Below are 12,237 nucleotides of genomic sequence, written 5' to 3'. Positions count from 1 at the left end.
CATACTGGAGAAATGGCAGAGCGGTCGAATGCGGCAGTCTTGAAAACTGTTGACTGTAACAGGTCCGGGGGTTCGAATCCCTCTTTCTCCGCGGAAAGCACCTCAATGAGGTGCTTTTTACATTTCAATACTTTCCTTATTTTACAAAATCCTATATTTTACAACACTTACGAGTCGTTTTGATTTAAATTACTAAATGAGTTCATTTTCATTTCAAACTTTAAATCTCATTCGACAAGTACCCTATTTGGTACCCTGAGATTGAAACACAAAATTAGGGTACCTAAAAGTTGACAATTGTTAACAAATACAAGGGCTTAGAAACTTTCAATAGTACGTTTGCATGAATTTAAAAACGTAATTATGAAAAAACAAAAAGTGAGCTTCTACCTAAAAGGAGACAAAAGAAATCAAAATGGAGAAACAGCAATCTATGGCAAAATTTATTTAGGAAATAAGTACGCTACCTTCTCAACTTCTAAATACATTTCCGTTGAAAGATGGGAAAAAACAAATAGCCTAAGAAATGTACTTCGAATTGATAATGAAATCAATTTAAGAAACTACTTAAAAGCTTTGGTTGATAGTATTGAAGAAAAATACATTGAATTATCAAAAACTTATACTGGCGAAGAAGAAATAACTCCACTGTATTTAAAAAATTACTGCTTTAACCTCAACAAAGAGCACAAAATTACATTATTAGAAATTGTTAAAAATCACAATGAATATTTTAAAAAGCAGGTAAAAAAAGGAGACCGAGCGCAAGGCTCCTTAGAAAAGTATGAAAGAATGGCTAATGTTATAAAAGAATACCTCCTTTCTAAATATAAAATCAATGATATTCAATTTGATAAAATATCGAGACAATTTGTGTACGGTCTTGATGAATTTTTAAGATTCGAAAGGATACATGGAAACAATAAGGGATTAGGAAATAATACCACTGTAAAATACCTCCGAAACATTTCTTCAATGATTAATCATGCAATAACAATTGGACTGATAAATAATAATCCTTTTTCAATCTATGATGGAAAATTAAAAGATGTCAACACTACCTTTTTAACATTAGAGGAATTAAGAGCTATTGAAAACAAAGTTTTTTCAAATAGAAGGCTTGATGTAGCAAGAGATATATTCTTATTTAGTTGTTACACGAGTTACGCTCCAATTGATGTTATGAATTTACGTCAAGGTAATTATAATTTAGACAATGATTTAGACAGCTGGATTCAAACCAAAAGACAAAAAACTGGTGTAAAAACAAATGTACTAGTAATTCCTCCATTACAAAGGATTATTGATAAATATAAAGATGACCCAGAATGTGTAGACGAAAGTAGACTTGTACCAAACCGAAGTAATTCAAATATGAATGCATATCTCAAAGAAATTGCTGATATGTGTGGCATTGATAAAAATTTAACGTGGTATGTTGGAAGGCATACGTTCGCAACTACTGTTGCTTTAGCAAATGGTATTCCTATGGAAGTTATAAGTCAAATTATGGGACACAAACGTATAACACAGACCCAACATTACGCACAACTACAAGATGGAACCGTTAAAAAACACATGAAAAATTTAATGGCAGAATTTGACTAAATAGATTTAAAATGTAAATTTGAAAGCCGACAAATGTTGGCTTTTATTATTATGGAAGAAAATTCGACATACACAATCAGTAACCTTATTTTTGGCATTGAAATGATTAATATACCTACTCATTTTTTGGTATCCAAGAAAGGACTTGGAGATGGAAAAAAGAATGAGTTAGATGAAGAAAAAAGTCAAGAATATTATTCAAGCGTTTTCACAAAATACTTAGAACTTCTATACACTTTAAAGATTAAAAAATATGATGCTTCTACGCTTTATAATTATCTAGTTGAAGCAAAAGTAGCAAAAGCAATATTAGAAGAAAAACTTGTGATATATACGCACAATTACAATGCGGTAAGTAAAGACCTATCTTCTTATGAAAAAGAATTATATAATTATACAAAGTCTGTATTTTCTCAAAAAATAGAAACATTAAAACTTATTGTCAATTCACTTAACCAAGAATTAAGCTTCTTAAGCTTTAATTCATCAGGTGATTCTCAAAAGGAACTGCTAGAATTAAATGCTAAACTTAAGCCTATTAGTTCTGGAAGAGCATTATTTAACTTAAGCAAAAAAGAATCTGTAATGTTTATTTATATACTTGAAAAATCAAATTTACTAAAGTTTGAAAACGATGAACAAAGACGCAGATTCATCGAAGAGAATTTTTCTTTCACAGAACTTAGAGATAATAATGACAAAGGAAAAACATTCCATATGAAAGATGTTGGTAGTGAATTATCAAAATTAAAAAGCTATTCAGAAACTGAATCAAATAATAGAGCTTTAAGAAAATTACTGGATAAACTTGAAGCTATTGATTCATATAAATTTTAAATAATAGTTGACAATTGTTAACTACTAAATCTAATTTTCAACTTTCAGAAATACCTTTGTCAAATGAAATTCAAAAAGTAAACTATGAAAGAAACAAACGAAAATTTTGAACCTGTTTTAAAGCTATTAAAAGAGCTTAAAACTAAAATTGAAAGTATCGACTATCCTAAGCGATATTATCGAAACAAGCATCTTAAAATGTATTTCGGACTTAGTGATAATACTATTCTAAGTTATCGAGATAACAATATTTTACCATTCACAAAATTAGGTGAAATCTATTATTATCCTGTTGATAAAATTGATGAAATATTCAACAAAAACAGCAACTTCAACTTCTTAAAAAGCAGTTAACTTTTAAGAAATTGTTCAGTCTAGGTTTTAATAATCGAATTAGCTAATCGATTATAGATTGAACAACTCCAGAGGATTCTCCTCTGAATTATCAATAAAAATTATAATTTTTAAAATCTATTTGAATATAGACAGGAAGAGGACTGTCTAAACTCAACGTAAAAATTGAACCTCAAAGAAAGTTAACCTTTCTCATCTATTCAATTCTGAATAGGCAACTAATCAAAATCTATAGGAAAAAGATTTCCCAACACATGGGAGCGGAACTTCCTATATCTAAATCAAATAATATAAACACTAAAAATTAAAACAACATGGCAGAAAACAGTAAAATAGAATGGACAAATCATACAGCGAATTTATGGTGGGGATGTACAGAAGTACATGCTGGATGTCTCAATTGTTATGCGGAAACTTTATCCAAAAGATATGGAAAAGATTTATGGGGAACTGATAAACCCAGAAGAATGATTAAAGATGTATGGTCGAAATTTACAAAATTTCAAAAAGAAGCAGAAAAACAAAAAACAATCCACAGAGTATTTGTTGGGTCAATGATGGACATATTTGAAAAATCAATGTCATTGGTTGATAGTTATGGGAAGCCTCTTCTGGAAGGAGAAAACGAATTCTGGAATACTGGTCAATTGAGAGACAAATTCTTCAATGAAGTAGTTCCTAACTCTCCTAATCTGATGTTCTTACTACTAACCAAAAGACCTTCAAATATCAATAAGTACATACCTGAGAGTTGGAAAAAAAATCCTCCAAAAAATGTGATGTTTGGCACTTCACCTGTAGACCAAGAAACTGCGAATAAATTAATTGTTCAACTTTCAAAGGTTAATGGATTAAAATTTCTTTCTGTGGAACCGCAATTAGAGAAAGTTGACTTAATGGTTAAAGCAAATGACGGAACCGATAGAATATTGCTCGATTTAGTTGATTGGGTCATCTGTGGAGGTGAAAGCGGTCATGGCAAAAGACCTTTTAATACTGATTGGGGTAGATTGCTGAGAGATGATTGCAAAAAGAAGAGTGTTCCATTTTTCTTCAAGCAGATTGATAAAATTAAGGCAATTCCTGAAGACTTGATGATACGAGAATTTCCAGAGAATAATCTTTAATAAATATGAAGTTTGGAGGGGGTTAGCGGAACTGGGGGAGGCAATTGAAGCGGAGCCAACCTATTACAATTAATTAAAAGGTCAGAGCTTTACGTTGATATTATTCTTATATATAGAAAAGTTAAATGCTCCGCAGGAAGTTTCGTTGAAGTATGTTCTATGCAAAAATTAATTGGTTAGCAATTCCTATAAGTTGATATAGTTAATTGATTATAAATCCAAAAGAAATCTAGAATTATTAGAAATACCTTCGTGAATTTTGATGATATAATAGTTAATATAGTTTAATATAATATCTATTCTTATTTAATATAATAGTAATCTAATAGATAGAGCTTCAATCAACATCCTCCTACTTCTCTAACATCATACTCCTGCTCTTCTACAAGCGGATACATATTGTAGAAACAACATATCCATGCTGTCAAAACAGCATACCATGTTGAAAACAAACAGATAAAAATTACTTAAAATCACATTAATATGAATAAAAAAACAAAAGGAACACACGTTAAGGTTAACTATGATTTACTAGAAAATACTAAACTAAATTCAACTCAAAAAATATTTATCTCCTATATAATAGGTTGGCAACAAAATGGCTTAGTATGTCGAGAAACAAACCGAAACTTAGCATTGAAATTTGGAATGCAACCAGGAGGAATAAGGTCAGTATTAAAATCTTTAAATACATATGATTTTTTCAAATCAGAAAGCATAAACTATGATAAAAACACTTCTACTTCTGGACATCAAATTAAAGTTGATGTAGATAAACTTAAGATATTTTTAAATTCTACAGCAATAAAAGAAAAACAAGATTCAACATCTGGAAAATCAACTCAAGAAATATTAGAAAATTCTAATCTTGAGGCAAATGAAAATATTATAAAGTATAAAGATGGAGATACTATTCAACTCTCTTCTTTGATGATTGATTTGGATTTCGATGAGCAACAAATAGAAAAATTCAAAAAATATTTTAAAACTGAAGAAGTCATTTTTGAAAAGTTTGCTGAATACTTTTTTGGACTTGTTTTAGGGCAAAAAAGACAAGATATCGGAATTATAATCTCAGAGGAACAACAAGGAAAACTATCTGACATGTTTGCAAATCAGTAAAGAAATTCTATAAATTACATATCAACTTCGGAAAGCAGTTCTGACATTTTAACATCTAGTGCATTACAGATTTTTAAAAATATTTTAATTGAAAAGTTCTGCTTTCCTTTTACAATCCTCCTTAAACTTGTTTCATCAACGTCACATGCATAAGAAAAATCCAAAGTAGATTTAAATTTGGCTTTTATTCTTACACTTATAATCTCACCTAGTTTTATTAAAAATTCTTCTGACATAAGTCAAAATTCGAACAATCAATTGTTTTTTGTTCGGCATATTTGCCGAATTAAATTTTTAGTATTATGTTTGCTCATATTTACTTTACCTTAAAAACACTAAAAATGAACAAAACATTTACTATTCTTATTAGAATATTTTTGGTAGGCGTAACGCTTCTTTGTCTAGGAGCCTATATGCTTAGCAGGCATTACGACAACGAGTGGAACAAAGACCATCCGAAAACAAAAAGCATGGATGAGCTGAAAACTTGGGCACAGACAGCGATAGTTCAGAAATATTGTGAACAATATACATTTGCAAAATCATTCAGCAACGAAACAAAACGAGAAAAAGAACTCTATTATGTGGAGAGCACTAGGGCAATATATGTACCTCAAGTAATTCAAAATATAGTAGAAGATAATGATTTACCAGACAGTTATAAGGACGAATTGTTTTCTTATGTTGATGCTGAAATTAACAAATGCCAATAATTTAATATCTATAAAATTATATCAAAAGAGGTACTTTTCGGTACCTCTTTTTTAATTTAATAGTACCTAATTGTCATTGTCTAGCACGTAAAAGGTTTACTAAAAGTAAATCTAAAGAATCTTTAGCTCCCTATCCCACCCCTCCCTATCCCTTTATTCACAAGGCTTTATATATTCATGATACTGTTATCGCCCCACAGGATTTCCAAAAAAGAGCCCTTTAATATCATGCACTTCGGATAGCCGTTCAAAATTTCCAGAATTTTTTTCCAGAATTTTTTTGAACTGATATTTATAACTAAAAAAACTATGAAAAAGAAAATCTTACTTAGACCAACTCAAATGCGAATGCTTTTAGATAAAATAGGAATACCGCCTTGTTGCAAATCATTATCAACCAATGGAGCAACAATAAATATTATTTATAATACAAATGAAATTGAACCTAGACATCAATATATGTCGCAAATTTAGATTATACCCAAGTGGTCATACAATTTTAATCAAAATATAAACAGTTTTACTGAATTTATGATGTATTAAAAATAACCATTCTAAAAATGATACATTTAAATAATTTTTTTTACCTTTGTTTTAACAAAAGCAAAGATTATGAAAACTGCAAAATATATTAGAGTTAGTACAACTGAGCAAAACATTGACAGACAATCAACGGTTAATCATAAACAATATATTGATAAGTGCAGTGGTTCGATTCCATTTAATGAACGTCCAAATGCTATAAAATTATTAAAAGATATATCAGATAAAAAGATTGATACTTTAATAGTTCATTCCATTGATAGATTAGGAAGAAATGCTTTTGACATTCAAACAACATTAAATACATTAAGTAATCTTAGCATTAATGTATATGTAGAAAACATTGGTTTATACTCCATGATTGACAACAAACACAATTCTATCTTCAAAATGATAACTGATGTTTTAAGCAATGTGGCAGAAATGGAAAGAGCATCTTTACTAGAAAGACAAAAAGAAGGCATCTTAATTGCGAAAGCTAAAGGGACTTACAAAGGAAGACAATTAAATACCATCGAGACACCTCAACAATTTTTGTCAAAATACAATCAATCACATTTAGAACTAATAAAAGATAAAAATTATTCCATTAGAAAACTGGCATCAATTACCAATTTATCAAATAATACTATCGTCAAGATTAGAAAAGTGTTATTATAAATAAATTCAACATTCAATATTGTAAGAAAAAATATTCTATATATTTGATTAAAACAAAATCATGAATAGAATTATACTTATCGGAAACGGATTTGATTTAGCTCATGGTATGAGAACAAGCTATAATGATTTCATCGGTTATTATTGGTTTAAAGTAATAGCAGATATCAAGTTAAATAAAGATGAATCATTTGAAAATTCAGAAATTAAGCTAACCCGATTACCAAAATCTGTATATTTTTCTTCAATTATTAAATTTGAGGAATTATATAAAACTTTAAGCACCCATGGAAGTGAACTAAAATTTAAAAATAAATTTCTTGAACACATCAATCATAAAAAACAAATTCAAAATTGGGTCGATATAGAAAATGAGTATTATTTACTTTTAAAACAATCATTTAAGGATGAAAACTGTACATACAAAATTTCTCAACTAAATTCTGATTTTACTGAGGTACAAAAACTATTAGAATCTTATTTAAAAGAAACTGAAAATCATTTTAAAGATAACTTCGACAAAAGTGACACTGATAAAAATCTAAAAAAATCTATTGCATATAAAATTTATTCTGATTTCAAATTACGAGATTTTACTGAAGCATCTATCAACAAATTAGCTGAAATAGAATATCAAAAAATAAAAGATGACCTTAAAGGTATTAAAACTGGAAACATTACTATCGCAGATTTAAGTGAAGATAAACAAGCATTAATTTCTCCTATAGGAAAAAATGACCCTATAGAAAGCTTAAGAAGGAGACTACTTAATGATTCTATTACAGACCATGTTAACCTGCAACCAACCGAAATTTTATTTTTGAATTTCAATTACACTTTTACGGAAAGATTATATTATAGCATGAATTGGTACGACCTTCCTAGAAACATAAATAGAAATCTAGAGAAAAGTACAATTCATATTCATGGAACTACAGATAGTAGAGATAATAACAATGTTATTTTCGGCTTTGGAGACGAAATAGATGAAGATTACAAATCAATTGAAAATTTAAATGACAATACTTATCTTGAGAATATAAAATCAATTAAGTATTTAGAAACTGATAACTATAAAAAGCTATTAGAATTTTTAAATAGTGGCGACTACCAAATATTTATTTTTGGTCATTCTTGCGGAAATTCAGACCGAACCCTTTTAAGTACACTTTTTGAACATAAAAATTGTGTCTCTATAAAACCATTTTATCATAAAAGAATAAATGATGATAACTACAGTGAAATAGTAAGAAATATAACAAGAAACTTTAGTAATAAAGCAGTCTTGAGAGATAAGGTAGTAAATAAAGAATACTGTGAACCATTAACATAAATTCACTTATACCAAAATTATTAATAGAAATATAATATTATTCAATTTAATCTAACTAAGCTCTCTAATAATTCAGATTTTTTATAATAAACTCTGTTTCCAATTCCATACGAAATAATTTTGCCCTTCTTTGACCAGTTCCATAATGTCGTCATATTAATTTTCAAAAAACTACATGCTTCAGACCTAGTAAGTAATAGGTCTGGACTATCAATTGATAAAGTTCTACGAAATTCTTCAAATTGATTTCTAACAGCTTCTTTAATAATTCGCTCTAAGTCTACAGGCGAAAGATTATGCAACATAATTGTATTGTCCATAATAAAAAAATTATAATTAATATTTAAATATATTTATCAAATGTCTAATCAAAATTACTTTTTATAAAATATGGTTTTTCATAATTAAATTAATAGCTAAATTATTTCAAATTGTAAAAAAGAAATACAAATACTTTGTAACTATTTAATACTTTTGAAATAAGAAAAACGAAATAAACCTTCCAATACGCTATCCTGAAAGTCGTAATATACTAATATTTTTCACAAACAAACACAAGTTAAAACAAACACAATCAGCACTATATGGGGAATTACAAAAAAATGCAAGATTTATATCAGTCCATTAATTTTGAAAGTATAGAAAAAATCAACCTTGAAGAAAAAAATCAGTTAGATGTGCTTATTCACGTAGCATTTACGAAATCATTGCAACTTAATAAAATTCTTCATGAACAAATTGATAATGAAAACTCATTTCTATTTCTCTCATCTCTAAGAGGAATTTGTGAAGAAATAATTGTCCTAAAATATATTCATCAGGAAATTAAAGAAGCAGACAGAGAAGCTATAGTAAAATCAATTTTTAAAGTTTCTACAAAAAAAGAATTGGAACAACAATCCATTTTCATGAAAAAATATCGGCCAGCTCAACCAATATTAAATGCTGAACTTTCTGACCACATAGAAGCAGAAGGATTAGAAGACATCTTTAAGCGTAATGGAATAAATGCTAAAACACTTCCACCAACTTTTCAATTAGCTCAAAAAGTAAATCTAGAAGAGCTTTATAACTACCTTTATAGAGCATCTTGTAGTTTTGTTCATTTTAATCCTCGTGTTATGTTGAGAACTGTATGGTATCAGAATAATAACACTGAAGAAAGTAATATTTCAATCACAAACTTTAATAAATATTATTTTTCATTCTGCTCTTTTTATTCTTCATATCTCTTAGGTTTACTATATAAAACATTTAATAGTAAACTAAATATTGATAATGAAAGCGCTCAAATAGTAGAGAGTATAATGGAAATTATTAAAAATACAACTCATTTCCCTGAACTAGTAACCTTTGAGGAATTTAATTTACAAAGACCAGAAACTGAATTAACCATTATAAACCGACATCTTAAAAACCAAATTTTTTAATAGCACTGACTACCCGCTAACAGTGGTCTTTTGAGATTGTAAAATGTAAAAAACTCATATATCTTTTATGAAATTTATCTAAGTAAAAAATTTACATTAGTAATTTCATAACTTCACAAAATCGCGAAACATTCAACATAATATTCAAAAATGAAGAACGAAACAATAAACGATATTAGTATAACAGATTCTTTTGAAAAAGAAATATTTAATAAAACATTTGATTTAAGTGTAAATTATAGTGAAATTGCTTTAGATTTAATTTCTACATCTGAAATAATTAAAGAAATTCCTTGGGTAAAAACTTTAGCTTCCTTTTATAACATAAGTTCTTCTATTAATGCACGATACAACATGAAAAAAAACCTAGTATTTCTTCAAGAATTTCATTCTCATAAAATTGATGAAGAAAAACTACGTGATTTTAAAGAAAAACTTTATCAAGATAATAAATATAGAAATGAAATAATAGAAATTACATTAGTTTTAATAGAAAAATTCATAGATATTGAAAAAGCTAAAATCTTAGCAAATCTTTTAAAGGCACATATTGAAGCGGATTTAACTTGGGAAGATTATAGGAAAATATCTTTTGCATTAAATCACTTAAATCCATCTGGATACATTTTTTTAATTCAATCTTTTAACAAAGAAATGAAAAAGACAATGATTCAGTCAATGGAAGGAGAAGCTTTTTTATTAGCTTGCGGTATTGGTAGAATATTTGAAGAGCAACTAAAAATAACGCCAACAGGAAAAAAATTATATGAGTTTGGTCTTAAGCCATTAAAAGAAATATACTGTACCTAAAAGCTACTATAACCGATTTGGCATTAAATTGATGCAAAGCTCTTTTCAAAAAACTGCACAAAAGATTCATGCGCAAAAATGTTACCTATAATAAACGAAAATAATTAATAAATAGACTATGCAATTCTTCAATTGGTTACTTAAAAATATATCAAATATTTTTAGTGTTATTGGAATTTTTCTAACAATCTACCTAGGTTTTTTCTATGCTCCATCATGGATGGAGGAAATGAAAAATGAAAAACTTCGAAATGCTGAAAGTGAAATTCAAAAATCAGTAAAAGAATTGGTTTATAGTGATTCAATATTCAAGATTACTGAAATAGAAGCTTTAGTGAAAGCTAAAGAACTTTCTCTTCATATTAAATACCCTCATTCAATTAATGATATTTTGACTCAAACTCAAGAATCTTTTATGGAAGACAAATTTCTCCCATTGAATAAAAGAAAAGAATTGATGACAGAAATTGAAAAAGCAAAATTACCCTTAACAAATTCAAATGCCAAAGTTCAAAAAGCTGAGGAAGATAAATCGTGGTTAAATTTGTCTACATTTTTCATTATGGCAATTTCTGTGATTTTGTCGATTCTTGGTATTGTAGGCTCATTCTTAAAATTTAAAACAGAAAAAGATAAACAAGATGAAATTGATAATAGTATTCAGGATATCACAATAGAATATAATTATAATGGCAATGGATATGAGTTTGAAAAAGATATAATAGAAATTCTTTCTAATGATAAAACTATCCAGAATCTTACCAAAACAGAAAATGATTATGGAGTTGATGCTTTTTTCGATGCTAATAATAAAAAATATTTCGTTGAAATAAAATATTTGAATCGAAGCAAAGTTGGATTAAACACAATTCACCGTATAATAAATTCAATTAGAGGTAAAGAAGGAATCGTTTGGTTAATTTACAACACTCAGCTTACTGGTTTAGTAGCTAGTGAAATAATAAAATTTAATAGAGAAAGTAACATCAAAATAAAACCGATAAAAGTTACTAGTCCCGAAGAATTTAAAAGTAGATTACCTGAATTACTAAAAACATAACAACTTAAGTCACTTTTTTATTGCACAACATTTTACAAAATTATCGCCAAGTTCAGTTATACTGTAATAAATTGGTGGTATTTCTTCATCCATAAATACAAAACCACCCTCTGAAATTTCACGAGCTAATAAACCTAATCGAATCAAATTTGAAATATCAATATTAGTAATTTTTAAATCAGCTTCATTAATTGTTTTTATTTCTTTAATTCTTTCAATTTCTAAAATTTCATCTTTTGATATTTGACTTAATATAAACGGATAAATAGAAGATTCATATTTTGAATTTGAATCGCTAAAATTTACAATCATGTTAGCCCACTTTTCTTGTAAAGTCTCCTCTTCTTCTAAAGAAGATAATTCAAGTAATGGAACTAGATTTTTTAAAGCAATCGGTTTAACCTTTATATTATGTTCCTTAATTAAGTTTTGAGCTTTTACTAAAGATTTAATCTGATATTTAACTCTAATAGATTTTATCCTGTCTGAAAATAATAAACCTGTTTCTTCAATACTTGAGCCAACTAATTTATCTAATAAATCTTTAACTAAATCAATACCTTTTTCAATTGCGGTTGAGCTTATATCAATTTTATTTTTTTCCATTATAATAATTTCATTTGAATAAAAGTAGTAATAA

At 27.8% G+C, this 12,237-nt stretch carries 15 protein-coding genes and 1 tRNA gene; 13 read left to right on the top strand and 3 right to left on the bottom strand.

What is annotated here, in order from left to right; all coding sequences use genetic code 11:
* Nucleotides 1-6: 6 nt before the first annotated feature.
* The 6 genes from B3C18_RS22870 (at nt 7) to B3C18_RS22845 (ending at nt 5,048) form a co-directional block, all read left to right on the top strand.
* A tRNA-Ser gene (locus B3C18_RS22870) sits at nt 7-91 on the top strand.
* A gap of 272 nt (nt 92-363) precedes the next feature.
* On the top strand, nt 364-1,608 hold the full coding sequence (locus tag B3C18_RS22865; protein ID WP_291152319.1) for a site-specific integrase: 1,245 nt from the start codon (nt 364-366) through the stop codon (nt 1,606-1,608).
* A 33-nt stretch (nt 1,609-1,641) separates the two neighbouring features.
* Entirely contained in the window at nt 1,642-2,445 is an 804-nt protein-coding gene (locus B3C18_RS22860; RefSeq protein ID WP_291152317.1) for a hypothetical protein, read from the top strand.
* Nucleotides 2,446-2,529: 84 nt separating this feature from the next.
* Nucleotides 2,530-2,799 (top strand): helix-turn-helix domain-containing protein, encoded by a 270-nt coding sequence (locus B3C18_RS22855; protein ID WP_291152315.1) that lies wholly within the window; start codon nt 2,530-2,532, stop codon nt 2,797-2,799.
* Nucleotides 2,800-3,113: 314 nt separating this feature from the next.
* Nucleotides 3,114-3,926 (top strand): DUF5131 family protein, encoded by an 813-nt coding sequence (locus B3C18_RS22850; RefSeq protein ID WP_291152313.1) that lies wholly within the window; start codon nt 3,114-3,116, stop codon nt 3,924-3,926.
* A gap of 483 nt (nt 3,927-4,409) precedes the next feature.
* Nucleotides 4,410-5,048: a hypothetical protein gene (locus tag B3C18_RS22845; RefSeq protein WP_291152311.1), complete on the top strand. Its 639-nt coding sequence runs from the start codon at nt 4,410-4,412 to the stop codon at nt 5,046-5,048.
* A 14-nt stretch (nt 5,049-5,062) separates the two neighbouring features.
* Here B3C18_RS22845 and B3C18_RS22840 read toward each other — a convergent pair whose 3' ends face one another.
* On the bottom strand, nt 5,063-5,284 hold the full coding sequence (locus B3C18_RS22840; RefSeq protein WP_291152308.1) for a helix-turn-helix domain-containing protein: 222 nt from the start codon (nt 5,282-5,284) through the stop codon (nt 5,063-5,065).
* 105 nt (nt 5,285-5,389) lie between these two features.
* Here B3C18_RS22840 and B3C18_RS22835 point away from each other — a divergent pair, with 105 nt between their 5' ends.
* The 4 genes from B3C18_RS22835 (at nt 5,390) to B3C18_RS22820 (ending at nt 8,297) form a co-directional block, all read left to right on the top strand.
* Nucleotides 5,390-5,761 (top strand): hypothetical protein, encoded by a 372-nt coding sequence (locus tag B3C18_RS22835; RefSeq protein WP_291152306.1) that lies wholly within the window; start codon nt 5,390-5,392, stop codon nt 5,759-5,761.
* A 309-nt stretch (nt 5,762-6,070) separates the two neighbouring features.
* Nucleotides 6,071-6,235: a hypothetical protein gene (locus B3C18_RS22830; protein ID WP_291152304.1), complete on the top strand. Its 165-nt coding sequence runs from the start codon at nt 6,071-6,073 to the stop codon at nt 6,233-6,235.
* Between the two features lie 138 nt (nt 6,236-6,373).
* Nucleotides 6,374-6,964, top strand: a complete 591-nt coding sequence (locus B3C18_RS22825; protein WP_291152302.1) for a recombinase family protein — start codon at nt 6,374-6,376, stop codon at nt 6,962-6,964.
* A 61-nt stretch (nt 6,965-7,025) separates the two neighbouring features.
* Nucleotides 7,026-8,297: an AbiH family protein gene (locus tag B3C18_RS22820; protein WP_291152300.1), complete on the top strand. Its 1,272-nt coding sequence runs from the start codon at nt 7,026-7,028 to the stop codon at nt 8,295-8,297.
* 41 nt (nt 8,298-8,338) lie between these two features.
* Here B3C18_RS22820 and B3C18_RS22815 read toward each other — a convergent pair whose 3' ends face one another.
* Nucleotides 8,339-8,617, bottom strand: coding sequence for a helix-turn-helix domain-containing protein (locus tag B3C18_RS22815; protein ID WP_291152298.1), 279 nt, complete (start codon nt 8,615-8,617; stop codon nt 8,339-8,341).
* 264 nt (nt 8,618-8,881) lie between these two features.
* Here B3C18_RS22815 and B3C18_RS22810 point away from each other — a divergent pair, with 264 nt between their 5' ends.
* From B3C18_RS22810 to B3C18_RS22800, 3 genes are all read left to right on the top strand, one after another.
* Nucleotides 8,882-9,727 (top strand): DUF5677 domain-containing protein, encoded by an 846-nt coding sequence (locus B3C18_RS22810; RefSeq protein WP_291152296.1) that lies wholly within the window; start codon nt 8,882-8,884, stop codon nt 9,725-9,727.
* Nucleotides 9,728-9,877: 150 nt separating this feature from the next.
* A complete protein-coding gene (locus B3C18_RS22805) occupies nt 9,878-10,537 on the top strand; it encodes a hypothetical protein (protein WP_291152294.1) in 660 nt (219 codons plus the stop codon).
* A gap of 118 nt (nt 10,538-10,655) precedes the next feature.
* The gene (locus tag B3C18_RS22800) at nt 10,656-11,597 is read left to right on the top strand and encodes a restriction endonuclease (RefSeq protein WP_291152292.1); all 942 of its coding nucleotides are present in this window, start codon (nt 10,656-10,658) and stop codon (nt 11,595-11,597) included.
* A 9-nt stretch (nt 11,598-11,606) separates the two neighbouring features.
* Here B3C18_RS22800 and B3C18_RS22795 read toward each other — a convergent pair whose 3' ends face one another.
* Nucleotides 11,607-12,203, bottom strand: coding sequence for a hypothetical protein (locus B3C18_RS22795; protein WP_291152290.1), 597 nt, complete (start codon nt 12,201-12,203; stop codon nt 11,607-11,609).
* Nucleotides 12,204-12,237: the final 34 nt, after the last annotated feature.

Source organism: Flavobacterium sp. UBA7680 (genome assembly GCF_002482975.1).
Lineage (GTDB): Bacteria > Bacteroidota > Bacteroidia > Flavobacteriales > Flavobacteriaceae > Flavobacterium.
This window is presented reverse-complemented; position numbering and strand designations above follow the sequence as displayed.